Source organism: Mesorhizobium sangaii, from assembly GCF_014207355.1.
GTDB classification, from domain to species: Bacteria; Pseudomonadota; Alphaproteobacteria; order Rhizobiales; family Rhizobiaceae; genus Mesorhizobium; species Mesorhizobium sangaii.
In genome coordinates this window covers 502660-525213 of sequence record NZ_JACHEF010000001.1, presented here as the reverse complement: position 1 = coordinate 525213, position 22554 = coordinate 502660, and the positions used below count along the sequence as shown (strand labels likewise).

The 22554-nt window shown below is 64.1% G+C and carries 20 protein-coding genes; 8 read left to right on the top strand and 12 right to left on the bottom strand.

Features of this window, described 5'->3' with window-relative positions; genetic code table 11:
* Positions 1-26: 26 nt before the first annotated feature.
* From groL to HNQ71_RS02655, 3 genes are all read right to left on the bottom strand, one after another.
* Positions 27-1682 carry a chaperonin GroEL gene (gene groL / locus HNQ71_RS02665; protein ID WP_095086076.1) on the bottom strand — a complete coding sequence of 552 codons (1656 nt, stop codon included), beginning with the start codon at positions 1680-1682 and terminating at the stop codon, positions 27-29.
* Between the two features lie 62 nt (positions 1683-1744).
* Entirely contained in the window at positions 1745-2041 is a 297-nt protein-coding gene (gene groES, locus HNQ71_RS02660) for a co-chaperone GroES (RefSeq protein WP_006203049.1), read from the bottom strand.
* A 174-nt stretch (positions 2042-2215) separates the two neighbouring features.
* Positions 2216-2842 (bottom strand): TetR/AcrR family transcriptional regulator, encoded by a 627-nt coding sequence (locus HNQ71_RS02655; protein WP_184871054.1) that lies wholly within the window; start codon positions 2840-2842, stop codon positions 2216-2218.
* A gap of 126 nt (positions 2843-2968) precedes the next feature.
* On the opposite strand from HNQ71_RS02655, the gene HNQ71_RS02650 reads away from it, so the two are divergent.
* Genes HNQ71_RS02650 through HNQ71_RS02640 form a run of 3 tightly spaced genes read left to right on the top strand, consistent with a single transcriptional unit; the run spans position 2969 to position 6588 of the window.
* Positions 2969-4156, top strand: a complete 1188-nt coding sequence (locus tag HNQ71_RS02650; RefSeq protein ID WP_184871053.1) for an MFS transporter — start codon at positions 2969-2971, stop codon at positions 4154-4156.
* Positions 4157-4165: 9 nt separating this feature from the next.
* Entirely contained in the window at positions 4166-5446 is a 1281-nt protein-coding gene (locus HNQ71_RS02645; RefSeq protein ID WP_184871052.1) for a D-arabinono-1,4-lactone oxidase, read from the top strand.
* Complete coding sequence (locus tag HNQ71_RS02640) at positions 5443-6588, top strand: alanine racemase (RefSeq protein ID WP_184871051.1); 1146 nt, start codon at positions 5443-5445, stop codon at positions 6586-6588. Before HNQ71_RS02645 ends, HNQ71_RS02640 begins: the two co-directional genes overlap by 4 nt.
* A 4-nt stretch (positions 6589-6592) precedes the next feature.
* On the opposite strand, the gene HNQ71_RS02635 is transcribed toward HNQ71_RS02640, so the two are convergent.
* Positions 6593-7426 carry an AraC family transcriptional regulator gene (locus tag HNQ71_RS02635; RefSeq protein WP_184871050.1) on the bottom strand — a complete coding sequence of 278 codons (834 nt, stop codon included), beginning with the start codon at positions 7424-7426 and terminating at the stop codon, positions 6593-6595.
* 154 nt (positions 7427-7580) lie between these two features.
* Here HNQ71_RS02635 and HNQ71_RS02630 point away from each other — a divergent pair, with 154 nt between their 5' ends.
* Positions 7581-9116, top strand: a complete 1536-nt coding sequence (locus HNQ71_RS02630) for a winged helix-turn-helix domain-containing tetratricopeptide repeat protein (protein ID WP_184871049.1) — start codon at positions 7581-7583, stop codon at positions 9114-9116.
* Here the strand turns inward: HNQ71_RS02630 and HNQ71_RS02625 are convergent.
* The gene (locus tag HNQ71_RS02625; RefSeq protein WP_184871048.1) at positions 9092-9424 is read right to left on the bottom strand and encodes a hypothetical protein; all 333 of its coding nucleotides are present in this window, start codon (positions 9422-9424) and stop codon (positions 9092-9094) included. The genes HNQ71_RS02630 and HNQ71_RS02625 overlap by 25 nt on opposite strands.
* A gap of 118 nt (positions 9425-9542) precedes the next feature.
* Complete coding sequence (locus tag HNQ71_RS02620; RefSeq protein ID WP_184871047.1) at positions 9543-11117, bottom strand: FAD-dependent monooxygenase; 1575 nt, start codon at positions 11115-11117, stop codon at positions 9543-9545.
* 449 nt (positions 11118-11566) lie between these two features.
* Between HNQ71_RS02620 and HNQ71_RS02615 the strand changes: the two genes are divergently transcribed.
* The 4 genes from HNQ71_RS02615 to HNQ71_RS02600 all read left to right on the top strand — a co-directional run bounded on the left by HNQ71_RS02615 (position 11567) and on the right by HNQ71_RS02600 (position 16179).
* Positions 11567-12565, top strand: a complete 999-nt coding sequence (locus tag HNQ71_RS02615) for a LacI family DNA-binding transcriptional regulator (protein ID WP_184871046.1) — start codon at positions 11567-11569, stop codon at positions 12563-12565.
* The gene (locus HNQ71_RS02610; protein ID WP_184871045.1) at positions 12562-14079 is read left to right on the top strand and encodes a sugar ABC transporter ATP-binding protein; all 1518 of its coding nucleotides are present in this window, start codon (positions 12562-12564) and stop codon (positions 14077-14079) included. The genes HNQ71_RS02615 and HNQ71_RS02610 overlap by 4 nt, the downstream gene beginning before the upstream one ends.
* A complete protein-coding gene (locus HNQ71_RS02605) occupies positions 14079-15128 on the top strand; it encodes an ABC transporter permease (RefSeq protein ID WP_184871044.1) in 1050 nt (349 codons plus the stop codon). Before HNQ71_RS02610 ends, HNQ71_RS02605 begins: the two co-directional genes overlap by 1 nt.
* A gap of 67 nt (positions 15129-15195) precedes the next feature.
* The gene (locus HNQ71_RS02600; protein ID WP_184871043.1) at positions 15196-16179 is read left to right on the top strand and encodes a substrate-binding domain-containing protein; all 984 of its coding nucleotides are present in this window, start codon (positions 15196-15198) and stop codon (positions 16177-16179) included.
* A 124-nt stretch (positions 16180-16303) separates the two neighbouring features.
* Here the strand turns inward: HNQ71_RS02600 and HNQ71_RS02595 are convergent, their stop codons facing one another.
* The 6 genes from HNQ71_RS02595 to HNQ71_RS02570 all read right to left on the bottom strand — a co-directional run bounded on the left by HNQ71_RS02595 (position 16304) and on the right by HNQ71_RS02570 (position 22529).
* Positions 16304-17278 carry a nucleoside hydrolase gene (locus tag HNQ71_RS02595; protein ID WP_184871042.1) on the bottom strand — a complete coding sequence of 325 codons (975 nt, stop codon included), beginning with the start codon at positions 17276-17278 and terminating at the stop codon, positions 16304-16306.
* Positions 17279-17385: 107 nt separating this feature from the next.
* Positions 17386-18321, bottom strand: coding sequence for a phosphatidate cytidylyltransferase (locus tag HNQ71_RS02590; protein WP_184871041.1), 936 nt, complete (start codon positions 18319-18321; stop codon positions 17386-17388).
* A complete protein-coding gene (locus tag HNQ71_RS02585) occupies positions 18321-18983 on the bottom strand; it encodes a lysophospholipid acyltransferase family protein (RefSeq protein ID WP_184871040.1) in 663 nt (220 codons plus the stop codon). The genes HNQ71_RS02590 and HNQ71_RS02585 overlap by 1 nt, the downstream gene beginning before the upstream one ends.
* Positions 18980-19423, bottom strand: coding sequence for a hypothetical protein (locus HNQ71_RS02580; RefSeq protein WP_184871039.1), 444 nt, complete (start codon positions 19421-19423; stop codon positions 18980-18982). The genes HNQ71_RS02585 and HNQ71_RS02580 overlap by 4 nt, the downstream gene beginning before the upstream one ends.
* Positions 19420-20745, bottom strand: coding sequence for a phosphatase PAP2/dual specificity phosphatase family protein (locus HNQ71_RS02575; RefSeq protein WP_184871038.1), 1326 nt, complete (start codon positions 20743-20745; stop codon positions 19420-19422). The genes HNQ71_RS02580 and HNQ71_RS02575 overlap by 4 nt, the downstream gene beginning before the upstream one ends.
* Before the next feature lie 5 nt (positions 20746-20750).
* Complete coding sequence (locus tag HNQ71_RS02570) at positions 20751-22529, bottom strand: bifunctional alpha/beta hydrolase/class I SAM-dependent methyltransferase (RefSeq protein ID WP_184871037.1); 1779 nt, start codon at positions 22527-22529, stop codon at positions 20751-20753.
* Positions 22530-22554 lie beyond the last annotated feature (25 nt).

Genomic DNA, 22554 nt, shown 5'->3' with positions numbered 1-22554 from the left:
CGTATTTGAAGGCTGATAGGGCTGGATTAGAAGTCCATTCCGCCCATGCCGCCCATGCCGCCGCCGCCCATGCCGCCAGGCATGCCGCCGCCAGCCGACTCCTTCTTCGGAGCCTCCGCGATCATGGCTTCGGTGGTGACGAGCAGGCCAGCGACCGAGGCCGCGTCCTGGAGAGCCGTGCGCACGACCTTGACCGGATCGACGATACCCATGGCGATCATGTCGCCATACTCGCCGGTCTGGGCGTTGTAGCCGAAGGTCGCGCCCTTGTTCTCGAGGATCTTGCCGGCAACGATCGATGCTTCCGCACCGGCGTTGGCCGCGATCTGGCGGGCCGGAGCCTGCAGTGCACGACGAACGATGTTGATGCCAGCAGCCTGGTCGGCATTGGCGCCGGTGGCCTTGATGTTGGCCGAAGCGCGCAGCAGGGCGACGCCGCCGCCTGCAACGATGCCTTCTTCGACGGCCGCGCGGGTCGCGTTGAGGGCGTCATCGACGCGGTCCTTCTTTTCCTTGACTTCGACTTCCGTCGCACCGCCGACGCGGATCACCGCAACGCCGCCCGCCAACTTGGCGAGACGTTCCTGCAGCTTCTCCTTGTCGTAGTCCGAGGTGGTCTCTTCGATCTGCTGCTTGATCTGGGCGACGCGGCCCTGGATCTCGGCCTTCTTGCCGGCGCCGTCGACGATGGTGGTGTTCTCCTTGGAGATCGACACCTTCTTGGCGCGGCCGAGCATGTTGAGGCCGACGTTCTCGAGCTTGATGCCGAGGTCTTCCGAGATGACCTGGCCACCGGTGAGGATGGCGATGTCTTCCAGCATGGCCTTGCGGCGATCACCGAAGCCCGGCGCCTTGACGGCGGCGATCTTCAGGCCGCCACGCAGCTTGTTGACGACCAGCGTGGCCAGAGCCTCGCCTTCGACGTCTTCCGAGATGATGAGCAGCGGCTTCGAGGTCTGCACGACGGCTTCGAGAACCGGCAGCATGGCCTGAAGGTTGGAAAGCTTCTTCTCGTGCAGGAGGATGTAGACGTCCTCGAGCTCGGCAACCATCTTGTCGGCGTTGGTGACGAAGTAGGGGCTGAGGTAGCCGCGGTCGAACTGCATGCCTTCGACGACTTCGAGTTCGGTCTCGGCGGTCTTGGCTTCCTCGACCGTGATGACGCCCTCGTTGCCGACCTTCTGCATCGCTTCCGCGATCATCTTGCCGACCGACTCGTCGCCATTGGCCGATATCGTGCCGACCTGGGCAACTTCCTCGGAGGTCTTGATCTTCTTGGCAGCCTTGCCAAGCGCCGCGACGACTTCGGTCACGGCCAGATCGATGCCGCGCTTCAGGTCCATCGGGTTCATGCCGGCGGCAACCGACTTGTGGCCTTCCTGGACGATCGACTGCGCCAGAACGGTCGCGGTCGTGGTGCCGTCGCCGGCGATGTCGTTGGTCTTCGAAGCAACTTCGCGGACCATCTGCGCGCCCATGTTCTCGAACTTGTCCTCAAGCTCGATTTCCTTGGCGACGGTGACGCCGTCCTTGGTGATGCGCGGGGCGCCGAACGACTTGTCGATGACGACGTTGCGGCCCTTGGGGCCGAGCGTGACCTTCACCGCGTCGGCGAGGATGTTGACGCCGCGCAGCATGCGCTCGCGGGCATCACGGGAGAATTTTACGTCTTTGGCAGCCATTTTTAACTCCTGGCAAGGGCTTGGATTGAGCCCGGGAATTCAGTTGACGGAAAGTGCTGATATCAGCCGATGATGCCCATGATGTCGGATTCCTTCATGATCAGAAGGTCTTCGCCATTGAGCTTGACTTCGGTGCCCGACCACTTGCCGAACAGGATGCGGTCGCCGGCCTTGACGTCCAGCGGGACGAGCTTGCCGGCTTCGTCACGAGCGCCGGAGCCGACAGCGATGATCTCGCCTTCCTGCGGCTTTTCCTTTGCCGTATCGGGGATGATGATCCCGCCGGCGGTCTTGGATTCGGATTCGACCCGGCGAACGACCACGCGGTCATGAAGCGGGCGGAACTTCGACTTTGCCATTTTTTCTTCCTCGATGAGAACGGTGAGAACAGTTCCTCCATCCGGCGGTGCCGGACATGCGGTTAGCACTCACCAATGGCGAGTGCCAACGTGGCGCTGAGATAGGCCGCCGGCCTGCCAGAGTCAAGGCGCGGCGCAATTCCGAAACGCACGAAATTTCGTCTGGGGCGGTGGCTAGAGAAAGAGCCGCAATTGGGTGTGGATGATCGACCGGTAATCCTCGATGGTCTGGCGACTTTCCGCTTTTCCCTCGGCAAGCGCCAGGCGCACCACACCACCGGCTAGCTGGAATATCAGCAACACGATGCGTTCGAATTGCTCCCGCTTCTCGGGTTCGAGCAGGCCGATGACGTGGTCGCAGAACATCTTGGCTTGATGCCGGGTTTCGGCGATGTCGAGATTCTTGAGCGCCTTGTCGGCCTGGATGGCGTTCTGCAGATCCTGGATGGCCGGATCGCCCGCGACACGGCTGTGATAGTCGTCAAGCAGCCGGTCGGCGGCCACGATCACGTCCTTGGCCTCGCGGATGTCGCTGATGATCGCTGTCAGCCGAGTGCGGCTTACCTCGGAAAACCGCTCGTAGAGCATTGCCAGGATCGCCGACTTGTTGGGGAAGTAATGATAGACGGTGGCGATCGGTCCGCCCGCCAGCATGCCGACCTCCTTCATGGTGACGGCGTCGATGCCCTTTTCGCCGATCAGCCGCATGGTTGTCGACAGAATCGCGTCGATGCGCTCGCGGCTGCGCTCCTGCTTGGGTTTGCGCCTGGGTTCGGTGGCCGTTCGCGTCGCTTCCATCATGTGCACCGGTCTTTCGCACGAGTTTCCAAATTCTGATTGACAAAAAATATGATCAAGTATCAGTTTCTGAAATGCTGACAGGTTGTCAGTTTTTTTGCCGCACGGCAAGGACGTTGGGAGGCGCCTTTGACTTCGACAGATACCGGGCACACCGGAAGCGGCGACTGGCTGGTCGGCAATCCGACCGGCAGGCAGCTTGCCTCGGCCCTGTGGATCGGTTCGGTCGGCCTGCTCATCCTCGGACTGCAGCCGGTGCTGCTCGGCGCCCTTTTCACCGAGGGCCATGTCAGCGGCGATGAGCTGGCGCTGGTCGCCACCGCGGAGATGATCGCCATTGCCATCGGCTCGGCAATCGTGGCGATGCTGCTTTCGGCCCATAACATGCGCTGGAAAAGTGCGGCCCTTCTGCTCCTGTTGGGGCTGGCGAATGTTTGGACGGCCTATGCCGCCGGCGCCAACATGCTGATCGCGGCCCGCGCCCTGGCCGGGCTGGCCGAGGGCGGCCTGGTGGCGGTCGCCACCGAACTCATTGCCCGCTCGCGGCGGGCCGAGCGCATCGGAGGTTATTTCGTCACCATGCAGACGCTGGCGCAATGCGCGCTTGCCCTGCTGCTGGCGCTCTATGTCATCCCGTCTGCCGGGTCGGCGGGCGGCTTCATCGTTCTCGCCATCGTTTGCGTCGTGTCGCTGGCCATCGCCTTCACCGTTCCCAGTGACTATGCCGATCTGCCCAAGGAAGAGAGCCTGGCCAATGTGCTGACGGCCCCTTCGATGACCGCGCTGCTGTCGGTCTTCTGCTACTTCATGTTCTTTGGCGCGGTGTGGGCCTTTCTGGAGCCGCTTGGGGCACAATACGGCATCGATGGCCGCACCGTCGGCTTGATCGTCTCGGCCAGCCTCGCAGTTCAGGTCCTGGGTGCGATGACAGCGACCGTGTTCGAGGCGCGTATCGATTACCGCCTTGCCATCGCGGCGATCGGCGCCGTTGCGTTTGTCAGCTCCCTGGTCCTCGCAAGCGGACCTGACCTCATCACATTCTGGGTTGCCGCCTTGGTCATGGGCTTCATCCTCTTGTTCATCGTGCCCTACCAGATCCGGCTGGCGATCACCGCCGATGAGACGCGCACCGCCGTGCTGCTGGTGCCGGCGGCGCAGCTCTTTGGCCTGGCGATCGGGCCGGTCGCAGCGTCGCTGCTCATCGACGGCAAGGATTTTCGGCCGGTGCCGGAATTCGCCGCTACCAGCGCTATTGCCAGCGCGGCGCTGCTCGGCCTGTTCATCCTCGTGTCGCGGCGTCGCCGCGCCGTCGCCTGAGGAGGCAACATGGCGAACACCTGGAGCAACTGGTCGGGCTTTGTCACTGCCGAACCACAGCTGATTGCCAGCCCCACTGACGCCGGTGAACTCGGTGATCTCGTTCGCACCGCACCCGGTCCGGTCCGCGTCGTCGGTGCCGGCCATTCCTTCACGCCGCTGGTGAAATCCGAGGGCGCGATCCTGTCCTTGGAGAGACTGGAAGGGCTGGTCGCGCACGACGTCGAAAAACATCAGGCGCGCGTGCGGGCAGGGACCCGGCTCGGCCCGCTCATGCATATCCTGCAAGGCATCGGCCAGGGCCTGCCCAATATGGGCGACATCGATCGCCAGGCCGTTGGTGGCGCGCTCGGCACAGCCACCCATGGCTCGGGACCGACTCTTGGCGCCTACCACACCCAGCTTGAAACGGTGCAGATCGTCGACGGGCTGGGAAAATTGCGCGATTTCAAGCGGGCAGGGGATCAGGAGACGATCAATGCTATCGGCGTCGCGCTTGGTGCGTTCGGCGTGATGACCGAGGTGACGCTGAACAACATCGCGACCTACCGGCTGCGCCGTCGCAAATGGGTGCTGCCGATCGCCGACATGCTGCGCGATTTCGAAACGATGATGGCCGCGCACCGTTCGGCCGAATTCTACTACATCCCTTTTTCCGGCTATGCGCAGTTCATCGCCAGCGATTTCAGCACCGGGGCGACCACCGTGCGCCCGACCGAGGATGACGAGGGTGGGTTGAGGACGCTGCGCCGGCTGCGCACTGGGCTCGCCTGGTTGCCGTCGCTCCGCCGCCGGCTGATCCGCGGCGCCGTCGCAAAAGTGCCCGCCGAGGATTATGTGCAGGACTGGCTCAACGTCTATGCCAGCGACCGGCAGACCAAGTTCAACGAGATGGAATATCATCTGCCGTTCGAGGAGGGGCCGAAGGCGCTGGCCGAAATCATCGACCTGACGGAGAAGCGCTTTCCCGAAGTCTATTTCCCGATGGAGGTGCGCTCCGTCGCACCAGACCAGTTCTGGCTTTCGCCATTCCACAACAGGCTGACCTGCTCGATCGCCATCCACCATGACGCGGCAAGCGATCCGCTGCCGTTCATGCGGGCGGCGGAGCCGATCTTCCGCAAGTATGGCGGCAGGCCGCATTGGGGCAAGATGCACAGCCTGAAGGCTGCGGACCTGAAAAAGCTCTATCCGCGCTGGGACGACGCGATGGCGGTGCGCCGCGACATCGACCCGCAAAACCGGTTCATCTCGCCCTACATGGCCGGCCTGTTCGGCATCGAACGATGAACGCCTATTTCGCCAGTCTTTCGGACGCGCTGGAGCAAGCCGGCGTCATCCAGCCTTGCCTGCTGCTCGATCGCGATCGGCTGGACCGCAACATTGCCCTGGTGAAAGACCGGCTTGACCCCGGCCTTGCCGTGCGGCTGGTCGACAAGTCGCTGGCGTGCCTGCCGCTGCTGTCGCACATTGGCAAGGCTCTAGGCACCGATCGCTTCATGACTTTCCATCCGCCGATCAGCGGAGCGGTGTTGAAGGCATTTCCAGACGCCGATCTGCTTTATGGCAAGCCGATGCCGGTCCACGCGGCAAGGGCGGCACTGGTGAAAGGGGACGCCGACTGGTCGCGCGTCTGCTGGCTGATCGATACCCAGGAGAGGCTGGCCGAGTACGGCGCGCTCGCGGACGGACTCGGTGCCGAGCTTCGCATCGCCTTCGAGATCGATGTCGGGCTGCATCGCGGCGGCTTTGCCGGCCCGGAGGCCTTGTCGAAGGCATTGAGTATCTTGCCGGCCCACAAACGGCTGCGTTGTGAAGGCGTCATGGCCTACGAAGCGCATGCGCCGCATATCCCCTACCTCTTTGGGGGGGCAGCCAAGGCATTGGGACAAGCTTCGGAAAAGGCCGCCGCCTTCGTTGCCTGCCTCGGCGCCGACCAGCGCGGTATCCTCAACATCGGCGGCAGCAAGACCGCGCTGCTTCATCATCGCAGCACTGCCAACGAGGTGTCGATGGGTTCGGCCTTTGTGCTGCCCAGCGATTTCGATACGCCCGGCCTCGAAGGCTTCCAGCCGGCGGCCTTTATCGCGACACCGATCCTGAAAGTGGTCGAGCCGGAGCTGCCCGGTGCGCCGGCGGTCACCCGCCTGCTGCGGGCGCTGGGCCGGTTTCCGCGCAAGGGCTGCTATCTCTATGGCGGCAAGTGGATGGTCGAGCCGGTCTTTCCCCAAGGGATGAAGACGAACGGCCTGCTCGGCCTCTCCTCGAACCAGCAATTCATGGGCCTGCCGGCTGATGCGACCGCAAAGCCCGGCGACTACGCGTTCCTGCGCCCGACACAGAGCGAGGCCGTGCTGCAGCAGTTCGGATCGATCGCGGTGTTCTCCGGTGGCAGGATCGTCGAGCGATGGCCCGCTCTGCCGATGGGATGAACGACTACGCCTTCACCGGTATCCAGATCTCCAGCCCGCCATTGCCGCTGCGCGGATCGAATTCGGTGCCGTAGCGTTCGAATTCGGGAGCATCCGCGATCTCGTGGCCGGAGGCCGGCAGCCATTTGTTCCAGATCGTGTTGACGGTCCGGCGGATGGTCGAGATGTGCTCGCGATGGGCAAAGACGGCATATTTCTGCGCCGGTACGCGTACCCGGCTGAGCTCCTTCGGCAGGTCGGAAAAATCCGACACTTCGACGCCGGCGATGTAGTCGAAATTACCGGCATCGTCGCCGTTGACGCAGACGCCATAGGCGACATCGCCGGTCTCGCCAGGAATGTTGCCGATATAGGGGCCGAAGCGTTGCCACTGCATCGGAATGGCGGCGCTCGATTCGCAGCTATAGCGTTCGCCGAGGCCGGCGATCAGGAACGGCCGGCTGGTTTCGAAGCGTGGCGGTTCGAGGGTGGCAAGAAAGGACTGGTCCATCAGGATCGGCTCCACGAGATCGAGGTTGTCGAGCGTGCCTCGCGCGCGCACCAGTTCCGGCGTAGTGCCGAACTGGTCGCGGAAGGCGCGGGTAAACGCCTCATGCGAGTTGTAGCCGGCGTCGAGCGCGAGCGAGAGGATGTCGGGCGCTCCGCCAGCCAGCTTGCGCGCCGCCTCGGTCAACCGGCGTGCGCGCATGTAGCCCATCACCGAGCGGCCGGTGGCGGCCCCGAAAGCCCGCGTCACATGAAAGCGCGACACGCCACTGCTTTGGGCGATATCGTCGAGCGAGACCGCTTCGAGCAGATGGCTCTCGACGAACCACAGCGCTTTTTCCGTCGGATTCATCGAGTTCCTTCCCGCGTTGGCCAGATCATCTTGCTGTCTCTCCAAGCGGCCAGTTTGATTGAAATTGCGCACTGGGCAATAATGCACCAAATCCCGTGCCGCGTTGATGTGGGATCGACGCGGCACGATGTGCAGTGTCCGGGGAGGGGTCCCAATGACGACGGCGACTGCCGGTCAGCTTTTCCGGTTCGGCGGATACACTCTCGACCTCGACAGGGGAACGTTGCGTGGCGTCAACGAGCCGCTGTTCCTGCGCCCGAAGGCCTACGCGCTGCTTTCGCACCTTGCCCGCAACATGGGCCGCGTCGTTCCGAAATCGGAACTGATGGATGTCGTATGGCCGGGTGTCTACGTCACCGAGGATTCGCTGACCCAGTCGATCCGCGAAATCCGCAAGGTGCTCGGCGATGACATGGTGCGCACTGTATCCAAGCGCGGCTATATGCTCGCCGCCGAAGCCGAGACTGCGCCGGAGATCGGGGCGCAACCGGTCGTGGCCGTGATACGCTTTCGCAACGACAGCGGTGATCCGGCCGACGAGGCGGTGGTCGACGGCTTTGCCGAGGATATCATCAACGGCCTGGCGCGCTTTGGGACGGTCACGGTGCTCGCCCGTAATTCGAGTTTTTCGTTCGCCTCCTTCGGACGCGACGAGTGGTCTCAAATCCGCGCCCGCATCGGCGCAGACTATCTTGTCGAAGGATCGCTGCGACGCCAAGGCGAGCAAGTCATAACAGCCGTGAACCTGATCGACATCGCGACTGCGAGCCAACTCTGGGGCGACCGCTACCAGTCGCAGGGCACAGGCCTGTTCGCCATCGAGCAGGAGGTCGTCGAGCAGATCGTCGGCAGGCTGGTTACGCGGGTCACCAATGCAGGGCTGCAACAGGCATCGCGCAAGCCGGTCACCAGCCTGGCCGCATATGAACTGGCGTTGCGTGGCTTTGCGCTGTTGCGCGATCCAGCCCAGACCGACCAGAAAGGGGCGGAGGCAATGTTCGAGGCGGCAATCGCCAAGGATCCGAACTATGGACTGGCCTACACTTATCTCGCCCTGACGCGGGCGCTGGATGGAGAATTCGGGCGCGCCAGCGACGCAGTGCTGGAAAATGCGCGCGACCTCGCCGACAAGGGCCTGGCATTGTCGCCGGACCAGCCGACCGGCCATCGTGTGCAGTCATTGATTAGGCTGTATATGCGCGACCATGAAGCGGCCGAGCATCACATGCGTATCGCGCTGCAGCTCAATCCCTACGATGCCGACTGCATCGAGCAGATGGGCATGCTGCTCACCATGCGCGGCCGGCCGCTCGATGCACTGACGTGGCTGGCTCGCGGCATCCGCATCGATCCCCTGCACCCGCACTGGTACCAGTTTGACCGGGCTCTGGCGCTCTACATGATGGGGGAATACCGGCAGGCGGCGGAGGCGCTGGAGCTAGCCACGCGTCCGGCACCCTGGATACGCACCAGGCTGGCGGCTTGCTATGCTCAGATAGGCGACATGGAACGGGCGCGGCGGCAGATCGCCCTCATCGAGGCGGGCGATCCGTTTTCGCCGATCGACTATGCGCTGCGCGGCGTACCGTTTGAGAACAAGGCCGACGCGGAGCATCTCGCCGAAGGCGTCAGGCTCGCCCTCGGCGAGACCACGTCCGAGGGCGGTCAATCGACGACCACCACGATATAGCGGCCCTGATAGGCACGGTAGTAGGTACCACCGCAACGCCAGACATCGAAGCCGTTGACCTTGGTGCGCACGCAGCCTGTCGGCAGTGTGGCGACCCAGGCCGTGGTGTGTCTCAGCACGCGCCATGCAGTGGTCCGCCGCCCAACGCCTGCGGCACTGCGGGGCGTCCAGGGCTGACCGATACGCGCTTCGGCCTGGCTGACGAGCGACAGCGCCGGCACGGTGCCGCCGATGATCTCGACGGCGGCGAGGCCAATTGCGGCCGCCGTGGCGATCACGCTGATTTTCTTCACGGATTCGATAGGCATTTTCTCTCTCCCGATGTTGGTCTTGATGAAACTTTCTTTTCAGAACGCGCGAATGCGCGACTTGGGGTGGCCGGCTGGCGGGCATTGTTGATAGGCCGGTCGGCCGGCGCCGCGCATTTCAAGCCAGGCTGTGCATGGTGCCCGAGATGCGATAGGGCGCACGCTCGGCGATCCGCGGCCTGATGGCGAGGCTTGCGATGTACCGCTGGAAGGCGGCTGCCTCCTGGACCGGCGAGGCCAGAGCGACATGGCCGTCCGGCCTCACCAGATAGGCGCCGTCGCGCTGCAGACCAGCGGCCTTGGCCATGTCCGACCAGGCGAAGGCATGGATTGGGATGCCGGCCGGCGCAAGCATCGCCCGGAACTCGGCATTGAGTTCGCCATAGACATGCACCTGCCAATCCAGCGATCGCAGCGGCTCGAAATTGTCGTCCTTGGCGCCGGCGACATAAGGCAGGCGGTCGCCACCCTCGATCCTACCGGCCTTGCCGCTGCTGATCGCACTTTCGCGGTATTGAATACGGGTTTGCGAGATCAGGCCGAAAAACGCGCGCGATCCCGTCGTCGTCCCGAGCGCTATGCGCAGGATCCTCGGCATCAGGTAGCGGCGGAACAGCCCGACCAGCCGCGAGCGGCTGGTGGCGACCCGAAACGCCTGGTCGGTGCTGTCGATCAGCTTGCGGGCAAAGGCGATGCGCTCCGGCTCGTAGCTGTCGAGCAGGCGCGCATCGGCCCGGCCCTGCACTACGGCGGCGAGTTTCCAGGCGAGGTTGACCGCATCGCCCATGCCGGTGTTCATGCCTTGGCCCCCGGCCGGGCTGTGGATGTGGCCGGCATCGCCGGTGAGGAACACGCGGCCGACGCGGAAGCGCTCTGCGACCCGGTGGTGGACGCGGTAGGTCGAGAACCAGTTGACCTTGTCGACCGCCACGCCGGTGTCGCGCTCGACATCGGCGCGGATCGTCTCGAAGGTGATCGACTCGTCGGCCTCATGCGCTTTCGGCACGATGCCGATCAGGCGCAGGGAGCCCGATTGCCGGACCGGCATGACGATGGCGAAGCCATAGGCGCTGATGACAGTGTCCATGCCATTGCGTGTGACGTCGCCGCGACCGTCGACGTCGGCGACGTAGAAGGACTGTTCGTAGGTGCCGCCGGGAAAGCCGATGTTCAGCCCGTGGCGCACGGCGCTGCGAGCGCCGTCGCAACCGGCCAGGTAGGCGGCACTGACCGTTTCCGTGCGGCCGTCCCTATTTAAGGTAGCGACGACAGCATCGCCCTTGTCCTCGAAGGCGACCAGCTCCGTGTCGCGCTCAACCTCGATGCCGGCACGTTCCAGGTGCGTGATCAGCACGCGCTCGTGGATGTCCTGCGGCAACGCGAAAGCGAACGGGTAGGGGCTGATGCCGCGGCCGAAGTCGGCCAGCGGCAGCGTGGCTGCTATGCCGGCCGGCGTGTGCACGGTGAGCTGTTCGATCCGCACGCCGGCGGCGAGCACGTCTTCGACGATGCCGATCTGGCGATGGAACTCCAGCGTACGTGCCTGGACGGCCAGCGCACGCGAGGTTTCGCCCGGAGCGGACGCCTTGTCGAAGATGCGGACCGGCACGCCGAGCCGCGTCAACCAGAGCGCTAGCGTCAGCCCGGTTGGCCCGGCGCCGGCAATGAGGACCTTGGTCTTTGACATGCTCATTTTTCTTCTCCTTGAACAGTGCGGACTTTTTCGCCAGCCGCATGGTCTTGCGATTTCGGGGCCGAAAAATCCCGATTCGTTTCTGAAAATTTTCCGATGTTTGGTTGAGTTGGTCGTCTGCTTGTGCGGGAACCGCCACCGCCTGGAGCTATCGGCGCGGCAAGGATCCCGGCACGGCGCGGGCCGGGACTGTTGCCTTGAGTGGACAAGCCTCGGGAGAGCGTCGCTCAACAGCGGCAAGCGATACCCGGTCAGTTTCATGGAATGCGCCGATCTGGCAATACACCCATCTTGCAGGGCGCCGAGAATTGGGTCGGAAAAGGCTATCGAAGCGATTGCGCAAACGTTTCGATAACACTATGGTTTGTGAAAATCCGCCAAAAACAATGAGAGCGGACTGGAACGCATCATCAGGGAGGAGCGCTTGCCAGCACTCCGTTTGAGTTATCATGCCGACAATGGCTGAGGTCGCGCGTCGCGCCGGCGTGTCGGTTTCGACCGTTTCGCATGTTATCAACCGCACCCGCTTTGTCTCGCCGCAGAAGGCGCAGCTCATCAATGATGCGATCGCCGCCATGGGCTATCAGCCCAACGAGCTGGCGCGATCGTTGAAAGTGGCCTCGACCAACAGCGTGGGCCTGGCGATCTCGGCGATTTCCAACCCCTATTTCACCGACATCATCTGCGCGGTGGAGGCGGAATGCGCACGCCTTGGCCTCATGGTCTTCCTCTCTGATACGCAGGAGGATCCCGACCGCGAGCTTTCGGTGGTGCGCGCATTTCACCAGCGGCGGGTCGACGGCGTCATCCTGGCGCCGTCGGGCGCGCCGCAGCGGGCCATCGACTATCTGGCGGAGAAGAAGCTGCCCTGCGTGCTCATCGACCGCTTCGCCGACGACCGCTTCGACCAGATCGGCGTCGAGAACCAGTCGTCGATGCGCGCGCTGATCGATCACGTCGCCTCCTTCGGCCACAAGCGCATCGGCTACATCGCCGGCCAGCCGGACCTGGCGACGACGCGCGAGCGCATCGACGCTTTTCGCGGGTCGCTGGCCGCCAATGGACTTGAGTGCCTGCCGCACTATGTCTCGCCGGAGAACGTCGACACGGCGAGCGCAACTGCATCGACCCACGCCATCCTGTCATTGCCTTCGCCGCCTACGGCATTGGTCACCGGCAACAACATGACGACGATCGGAGCGGTGCGGGCGATCCGCGAACGAGGCCTCTCGATACCGGCGGACCTTTCGCTTGCCGGCTTCGACGATTTCGAATGGGCAGACTGCTTCGAGCCGCGCCTTACGCTCGTCGCGCAACCCTGTACCGAGATCGGACGACAGGCGGCTACCTTGCTCTGCGCCCGCATCGCATCCACCGGTTTGGAGCCGCAGGCGGTGCGGCTGCAGGCCACGCTGCAGGTCCGTCAATCCTGCGCGAGGCCGGCATGAGTGCGCCGCTGCTGTCGGTCACCGGCGCGGTCAAGCGCTTTGGCGGCGTCCAGGCGCTGCGTGGCGTCGACTTCGACCTCAAACCCGGCGAGATCCATGCGCTGCTCGGTGAAAACGGCGCTGGCAAGTCAACCCTCATGAACCTGTTGTCGGGTGTCTATGCACCGGACGAGGGCACCATCCAGATCGACGGCAAGCCAGTGCGCTTCAACAACCCGCGTGAAGCGCAGGCGGCCGGCATCGCCACCATTTTCCAGGAGCTCGATCTGGTGCCAACGCTCGACGTGGCTGCCAACCTCTTCCTCGGCCGCGAGCTGATGCGGCCGGGCGGCTTCCTCGATGTGCCGGCGATGCGCAGCGAGGCCCGCAAGCGGCTCGAAGCCATAGAGCTTGCCATCGATCCAGCCAGCATGGTGGCGAACCTGTCGATCGGCCAGCGCCAGGTGGTGGCGATCGTCAAGGCGCTGTCCTACGCCTCGCGCGTGCTCATCATGGACGAGCCGACGGCAGCACTGACGGTCAGCGAGGTCGAAAGGCTGTTCGACATCATGCGCAAGCTCGCCGCCAGCGGCGTCGGCATTGTCTATATCTCGCATCGCCTGGAAGAGGTCCCGCAGATCGCCGACCGGGTTACGGTGATGCGCGACGGTCGCGTCGCCGGCGTCACCGAGCCGCACGCGCCGCAGGCGGAGCTGGTGCGCCTTCTGGTCGGGCGACCACTGGATGAGCTTTATCCCGAACGCGCCAGGGAGGCTGGCAAGATGCTGCTCAGCCTGCGCAATGCGAGCTTCAGGCTCGCCCATGAAAGTGCTGGATGGCAGCCGCCGACAGGCATCTCACTCGACGTCAAGGCGGGTGAGATCGTCGGGCTGGCCGGCATCATGGGGGCAGGGCGTACCGAGCTCTTGAGTGCGCTCTACGGCACCGGCCTTGCCGGCCGCTGGGAGGGTGATGTCGCGGTCGACGGCCGCCCGGTGAAGCTCGATTCCATCAAGGCCGCACGCGACGCCGGCATCGCCTTCGTCACCGACGATCGGCGCGGCAGCGGCCTGATGCTGAGGATGGCGGTGGGCCTCAACCTGGTCATGTCGGTGATCCGGCGCATCTCACCCTTCGGGCTGATGTCGGCGCGCCGGCAGGCTGACGCGGTGAAGCAGTCCTTCGGCCAGTTCGATATCAGGCCTAAGAATCCCGACATCGCCGTCGGGGCGCTTTCGGGCGGCAATCAGCAGAAGGTGGTGCTCGCCAAGGAGATCCTCGGCAATCCCCGGCTGCTGCTGCTCGACGAACCGACGCGCGGCGTCGATGTCGGCGCCAAGGGTGAGATCTACACGCGGTTGCGGCAACTGGCGGCACAGGGCCTCGGCATTCTGGTCGCTTCCAGCGAGATGCCGGAGCTGATCGGCCTGTGCGACCGCATCGTGGTGCTGCGCCAAGGGCGCAACGTGGCGGAATTCATCGGCGGCGTCGACGAACACACAGTCCTTGATGCGGCAAATGGCAGGGAGGCCTGATGTCTGAGCAGAAGATTTCGGCGGCAAGCGGCCCGGTGGCCGCAGCACCGGTGCATCGCGATCCGCTAGCCTTGGTGGTGCGATTCCAGAGCCTGATCGGCCTCGTCGTCGTGGCGATCGGCGGCGTCATCTTCTCGCCGCGCCGGCATGGCGAAATCCTGTTCCTCAACCCCGACAACATCGCCAATATCGTTCGCGCCGTGTCTGAGACCGGCATCATCGCAATTGGCATGACCTTCGTCATCATCACCGCCGGCATCGACCTTTCTGTCGGCGCGGTGCTCGGGCTCTCAAGCGTCGTCACCGCATCGATGATGATCTCGGGCGGCTTCGGGCTCATCCCCACCATCCTCGCGGTGCTCGCCATGGGCATCGCCTTCGGCGTCATCCAGGGCACCATCTCCAGCCGCTTCCGGCTCGAGCCGTTCATCGTGACGCTCGCCGGCCTGCAGGCGGCGCGCGGCCTGGCGCTGGTCGTGTCGGGCAATCAGTACATCAACATTTCCTATGGCGACGGGCCGGGGCTGGCGCCACCGGTGTTCGCGGTGCTGGGTGAACGGCTGTTCGACAACACCGTGCCTGTGGCGACAATCGTGTTCATCGTCTTTGCCGCGATCGCCACGATCGTGCTCAACACCACACGTTTCGGCCGCTATGTCTTTGCCGTCGGCGGCAACGAGCGCGCGGCGCGTATTTCCGGCGTGCCGGTGTCGATGGTCAAGATATCGGTCTACGCCATCACCGGCTTTGCCGCAGCACTGGCCGGGATCGTGCATGCCGGCCAGTTCAATTTTGGCAGTGCCAATGACGGCATGGGCTACGAGCTTACCGCGATTGCCGCCGTGGTCATCGGCGGCACCAGCCTGTTCGGCGGCGCCGGCTCGATGGTCGGCACCGTCGCCGGCACCATTATGCTCGGCGCGCTCGCCAACATCCTTCAGCTCAACAACATCACCCCCGCCATGCAGCTGCTCGCGACCGCCGCGATCATCGTGCTGGCGGCAGTGCTTCAATCCCTCGTTCGCCGCCGCGAGGGTTTGGGTCGTTAGGAGGTTGGTGGCAGCAAGTAGAAGTCAACCAAGGTCTGGCCCCGGCCCGACGAGGAGGAGAGTGAGTATGAAAACCACAAGACAAAGGCGTGCCCTCAGGGCCGTGCTTCTGGCAGGCGCTGGCCTGTGCATCGCGGGAGCCGCACAGGCTGCCGACCCGATGGTCAAGGCCTGCGCCAAGGACGGCCAGTTCATCATCGGCTTTTCGCAAGCCAACAATGCCGAACCCTATCGTCAGCACGTCAATGACGAGCTGACCGCGGCGGCCAAGGAAGTGCCGGGCTTCACGCTGCAGATCGCCGACGGTGCCGGCAACGTCAACACGCAGACCTCGCAGGTCGACAATTTCATCACCCAGAAGGTCGATCTGCTGCTCATCTCGCCCTTCGAGGCGGCACCGCTGACGCCGGCGGTCAAACGCGCCATGGATGCCGGCATCCCGGTCATCGAACTCGATCGCAAGACGGTCGGCGATCCCGGCAAGGACTACACCGCTTTCATCGGCGGCGACAATTACAAGATCGCGCTCGAGGCGGGTAAGTATACCGCCAAGACCTTGCTGCCCGACGGTGGCGAAGCAGCCGTGCTCGAAGGACTGCCAAGCTCCACGCCCGCAGTCGAACGGTTGAACGGCTTCAAGGATGGCGTCAAGGAGAATGCCAAGATCCAAGTCGTCGCCGAGCAGGCCGCCGACTGGGTGCCGGACAAAGCCCAGACCGCCTTCGCGGCCATGCTGCAGGCGCACCCCGACATCAAGGTGCTTTATGCCTCGAACGACATGATGGCGGCCGGCGCGCTGCTCGCCGCCAAGGGCGCCGGCAAGGACGTCAAGATCATCGGCACCGATGGCTTGCCGGGACCTGCCGGCGGCATCGAGGCGGTGGCGAAAGGCGACTGGGCCGCGACCTTCACCTATCCGACCGGTGCCAAGGAGGCGATCGAGATGTCGAAGAAGATCCTGCTCGACTGCGCCTCATCGGTGGATACGACCGTCACCGTCGACACGACCGCGATTACGCCCGAGAACGCCAAGCAGCTTGCCGGCAAGTAAGCTCTTGTAGATTGTCAGATCCAGGGCGGGGTCCAGACCCCGCCCTGCGGTGGCGCATGGCTTCACTGTCGAGGGCGTGGAAGATAGCAATATCGCTACGACGACTATCCGGAGGAGGGGTGTGTCATGCCTTCTGCCTCGTCAGCCGCTCCAGCGCATCCACAATCAAATCGCGGAATTTTTGATGGTCGAGCTTCATCGCAACGGTGTGGCGGAAGTCGACCTGCTCGCTCGCCGTGCCGCCAAAATGGCGCATGCCACCCATGTTCTCGAAATTGCACACCGTCATGCCCTTGGTCCACCGTCCGGCAAGCTCGACGCGGATGTCGGCCTTCTCGGTGGTGAAGACGGTCGGGTCGATCATGGCCGCGACGCAGCATGCGTCATGGACGGCGGGATACTCGATCTGCAGGAGGCCGCCATGCGTGGTCGCGATGAACTCCCAGATATCGAGGATGAACTTGGCCATCGGGCCGCCGACGGTGCGCACCCGGTCCTGAAGCTCTTTGGTGGCGAGCGCCTGATGCGTCAGGTCGAGACCCACCATGGTTACGTCCCAGTTGGCCCGGAACACCACATCGGCGGCTTCCGGGTCGGCATAGACGTTGAACTCAGCCGCGGGCGTGATGTTGCCCCTGGTATAGCTTCCCCCCATCGCGACGACGCGCTTTACCCGCTCGACGATGCGGGGGTCCTTGCGGACGGCCAGTGCGATGTTGGTGTAGGGACCGACCGGCACCAGCGTGATCGTCTTCGGCTCATGCGCCATGACCGTATCGATGATGAAGTCGACGGCATGGCGCTTGTCGAGCTCGAACGAGGCGGGCGGCAGCACAGGGCCATCGAGCCCGGTTTCGCCGTGGATTTCGATGGCTAGCACTTGATCGATGAGGAGCGGGCCGGGAGAGCCCTTCGCCACCGGCACCTTGATGCCGTAGGCGGTGCATACCGAAAGGGCATTGCGTGTGGTGTTTTCGACATTGTGGTTGCCCGACACCGTGGTGATGCCGAGGAGATCGATCTGTGGATTGCCTGCCGCCAGCAGGATGGCGATAGCGTCATCATGCCCAGGGTCGCAGTCCAGTATGATCTTTTCCATGTGGCACCTCTTTTGCCGGCCGAGCCTGGCGGGACAAGAGACTGCCGCACCAACGCCGTCAAGCATCTGGCGCTCAACCGACCCAGCGTAGAGTTTCCAAACAGGGCTCAGACCGTCCAGAAATAACGCACGATGTGAAAGAAGACCGGGGCAGCGAAGACCAGGCTGTCGGTGCGATCCATCATGCCGCCATGACCTTCGATCAAGTGGCCCCAATCCTTGACGCCCTGGTCGCGCTTGATGGCCGAGGCGACCAGCCCGCCCAGAAAACCCATCGAGCAGGCGACGAAGGCCACGGCTGCCGCCTGCAGCGGCGAGAAGGGCGTCACGAACGACAGCAGCGCACCGAGCAGGCTCGCCGACACCAGTCCGCCGATCAGGCCCTCCCAGGTTTTCGAAGGCGAGACGTTCGGCGAAAAACGGTGTTTTCCGAACAGCTTGCCGAAGATGTATTGCAGCACGTCGCTGCCTTGCACGACGATGATCAGGAAGGCGATCAGCAACAGGTTGCGGCCTTCGAAGCCTGGCACATTGAGGGTCAGCAGCGCCGGAACATGGCTGACGCAATAGACCGAGATCATCACCGCCCATTGCTGTGCGGCGATCCTCTCGAGAAAGCGTTCGGTGTCGCCATGCAGCGCGGTGATGGCCGGCATCAGCAGGAAGCAATAGACCGGAATGAAGATGACGAAGAGCCCGTACCAGGCCGTCCACACCAGCCAGTATTGAAACGGTATGATGATGCCGAACATGCCGAGCAGCACCCAATGGTCGCTGCGCCTTGTATGCGTCAGCGTCACGAATTCGCGCAACGCCGCAAACGAAATCAGCGCGAACAGGATGGTCATGCCGTCGCTGCCGAAGAAGAACGCGACCGTTATCAGCACCACCATCACCCACCAGGCGTTGATGCGCTGGGTGAGGTTGACCAGGGTTGAACTGAGCGGCTTCGGCGCCCGTGCCGAAAGTATGGCGGCGACGATGCTGGCGGTGGTCAGCACCGCAAGCAGGCCGATGATCAGAATGGAGATTTCGTGGCGCATCAATCGTCTCGCTCGGGGCGCGGGTTGAGCGCCAGAAGCGTGGCGTGGGCGCGCTCGAGAAAGGCGCGGCGTTCTTCGCCCGGAGCCACCGCCACAGGCGCGCCGAAGACGACGCGGCACAGCAGCGGCACCGGCAGGAACTGGCCCTTGGGCAGCACGCGCGACATGTTCTCGATCCAACAGGGGATCAGCTCGACCTCAGGCCGTGCCATCGACAGATTGTAGAGCCCGGAGCGGAAGGCCAGCAGCGGCTCCTCGGTCATGTTGCGGGTGCCCTCGGGAAACAGGATCAGCGAATGGCCCTGGTCGAGAACCGACAGCATGATCTCGATCGGATTTTCTTCAGGTTTCGTCCATTGCCGGTTGATGAGCACCGACGACAGCATGTCCTCGGCGATGAAGCGGCGCAGCCGCGAGTTTCCCCAATACTCTCCGGCGGCAACCGCGTGGGTGACCGCGCGCTCCTTCTCGCTCAGGCAGGCCGACAGCAGGATGAAGTCGCCATGGCTGGTGTGATTGGCGAAATAGATGCGCTGCCGGTCGGACGGCAGGCTGCCATTCCAGATCGGACGCACCCCGGTCACCACCCAGGCCAGCGCCGAGAGGCCGACGGAGGTTGCCGTCTGCAGCAAGGTGAAGGTCTTGAGCGAAAGCATGCTCATCGCGGCGCCCAGAAACCCGCGGCGAGTAGCGCTGCGGCAAACAGGGCCAGCGCGGTGCGCTGCTTGAACAACAGGCGGCGGGTGCCTGCCATGCGGTCATCGAGCGAGCGTGTCGTGGACGGGGAGGGTTTCAGGCGCATGCGCGCCAGTATGTCATCCACCGCGGCACCACCGGAAGCCTCGTCATCGTGGCTGGCCATCAGCCGGAACAACAGCGCGTCGAACACCAGGAGCGCCGACAGCGCCAGCACGGCGACCGCGCTCGCGGCTGTGACCGACAGCGCGATGGCCGCGGGCAAGGTCTCGAAGGCGCCGCGCGCCGAAGCAGCCAAAGGCGCAAGGATATTTGCGGCCACCACAATCGCGGCCGGCCATGCGGCCTGCTGCATCAGCAAGCGAGCGAAGCGACCGGCGCGTTCCTGGTCGGCACTGCCCGTCATGACGCCGCCGGCTCCGCGGCTTCGGCAAGATGAACCGGTCGGCCGATGGCCATCAGCGCCTCGCGGGCAAGCGCCGGCGTCCCGGCTCTGCCGGTCGCCACCAGCCATTCGGCGACAACGCCGGCGCTGCGCTGGAAGCCGAGCGCGCAGCAGACCAGCACAGTGCCGTCGCGGCGCACACTCTCCAACGCGCTGGCCGCCTGCTCAAGCATCGTCACGGGCGTCGGCAACAGATCCATCATCGGAAAGCTGATCCAGCGGCAATCTGCTCCCGCCGGCTTTTCAAGTTCGGCGGTGAGGTCGATCACGGTGCCGAAGCCGCTGGCCTCGCTTGCCGTCGGAAATCGGCCGAGAAAGACACCGTCGCTGACGGCTACGAACGGCGGGAGCTTACGCGTCCAAATCGCCGCATTCACCTCAGCGCCCAGCCGGTAGGGCCAAAGCAGGACGCGGCTTGCCAGGGACACATGACCTTCCGCGGTCTTCTGGAACACCTTTGCACCAGCCCCGGCATAGCCGAAGGCGACGATGGCCAGCGCCAGCGCCGGCCAGAGCAGAATAAGTGTTGTGGCGGAAAAGAAGGCGCCTGGCGCGGCACCGGCCAGCGCAAGGAGGGCGCCCAGCGCATAGTACAGCGCCAGCCGTCGCGCCTTGGCATCGCCGGTCAGCCGGGCGCCTGAAAACGGCAGCTCGCCAGTGCGTGGAAACAGCCACAGGGCAAAAAATCCGAGCAGCGCGCCGGTCGGGATGTCAATGAAATGATGTTGCCAGGTCGTCAGCACCGACGCGCCGATCAGGAAGCACCAGCCATGCCAGAGCGGCAGGAGGAGGCCGCCGAGCCGGTGGCGCCAGTGATCCCAGATGATCACCAGCAGGGCGATGTGCAGCGAGGGCGCCTGGTTGAACGGTTTGTCGAAACCGCCAAGCACGGCAAACAGGAAGCCCGGCAGGCCGCTCGTTGCAGGCCGCACGAAAGTCAGCGTCAGCGGGAAGAGGATGAAACAGGCGACTGCGACGATCTGCGCGGTGAGATAACGCCCGGCCAGGCGGTCGACCCTTTGCCTGCTGTCGTTGAGCAGCAGCGACAGGCCGTAGAACAGGTTGATCGACCAGTAAGGCACGATCGTCCAGGCGAGGAAGGGGATGCTGTGTTCCCAGGCGAACACGATGCTGCCGACGTCGTCGCGCCGCGACGCCAGCCAGTTGGCGAAGCCGTAGCTGAGGTAGAAGAACGGCGCCAGGAAGGCCAGCCAAAGCGCTGCCCTGACGACCACCCGGCCATAAGGTTCTGCGCGCACCGTGGATGCAAGCGATGACACCATCCCGTTCAGCGGCGCCTTGCGACGGAGACGGTGAAGATGCCCCATTGGTCGATGCGCTGCTCGAGCTTTTCGAAACCGGCGGCTTCGACGAGCTGGTCCATTTCGCCTTGCGTGCGCCGGCGCATCACCCAGGCCTGGCCGCCGCGATGCGAAGTCAGGCTGCGGGCGATCATCTCGAGCTGCGGATGCCAGGGTTGGTTGGTGTAGAGCAACAGGCTGCCCGGCTGCATGGCGCTGGCCAATCCACCGAGCGAGCGGGCGATCATGGCGTTGTCGGAGAACAGTTCGTAGAGTCCGGAAATGATGGCGAGGTCGGGCGCCGGATCGATCGAGGCGAGCATGTCGGCATCGAAAGCGTCCGCGCGCTGGAACGAGACGCTCGCCGGTAATTGCCGCTCGGCGATCAGCTTGCGGCCAAGCTGGACATTGAGGTCAGAATAATCCTGCAGCCGCACGCTCGCCGGCTGGTCGGCGCTCTTCACGATGGCATCGAGAACATAGCGACCGTGGCCGGCGGCGATGTCAAGAATGTGCGCCGGCCGGCCGGTGGCCTTGAGCGTCGCCAGACAAGAGCCGATCAGCTCTTCGAGATGCAGCTTGCGCTGGCGGATGCCGCGCCAGCCGATGGCTTCCAGGAAGATGCGGTCGACGAAGCGGCCAAGCGGCGTAAGACCCCGCGCGTCGTTCTCGTAGACGTAATCCAGCGTCGAGCCGGAATCGAAGCCGGTGGTGACGCCCGCCTTCATGCCCGACGAGACCCAGGCGCCCATGCGGATGGAAGCACAGCTGAATGCCCAATAAAGTCCCTTGGGCGAAAAAAGGTCGAGCGGCGAGGCAAGCCTGTCGGCCTCGTCGCGCGTGTACCCGGCGATATCGGCCTGCTTCAGGTCGACAGGCGCATCCGGCGAGGCGAACTGCTTTTCCAGGAACGGCCGGATCAGGTCGAGGGCCTGCGCCCGGTCGCGCTCGCCCAGCGTGTCATGGAAGAAACCCGGCAACACATGGCGTTCCTTTATGCGGCTGCCGAGATTGACGAAAAACGCGTGCTGCGGGCCGTGGCGCACGACCCAGTCGCTGCCGGAAAGCAGAAGCTGCGTCGGCACGGTGATGGCGCGGGCGTCCGCAACGATGCGAGCCGCGTGCTGGTAGAGTTCGACCAGGATGTTGGAGGCGATCGGCCGCGTGATCAGGGGATCGCTCTCGAAGGAGGCGATGCGCACGGGATCATGGGTCAGGAACTTCGCCTTGACGTAGGAATTGACGAAGAAGCGGCCCTTGATGTTCTGCCAGAACGCGATGCCTTCCTTGGCGAAAGGCACGTAGAGCTTGACCGAAAAGGCCGGTGAAGCCAGCACCATGGCACGCAGTTTCGGCGCATAGTCGTGGACCCAGGCCGCAGCGAGCACGGCGCCGAAGGATTGCGCGATCAGCGCAATATCCTGCGTGGCAAAGCCATCCCTGGCGGCAATCTCGCGCATGAAGCAGTCGATGTCGCGCACCAGGGCCGAGAAGGAAGGGGCATAGCCGCGCTCGCCGGACGAGCGGCCATTGCCGCGGGCATCCCAGGCATAGAAGGCGTGGTCCGGCATCTGCAATTCGTCGACGAGATGGGCCATTCGACCGCCATGCTCGTGGCCGCGGTGGAAGAGCACGACCGCGCCCTTGGCATTGGCGGAAGCTGCCGGCCAGAAGCGGTAGAAAATCTCCGTCCCATCATGGCTGCGGAAGACACGCTCTTGCGCTTGCCGCTCAAGGCTTTCCGCGGCGATCGGTTCGTGCATCATGGTCTTTCCCTCCGGCGGCATGGCG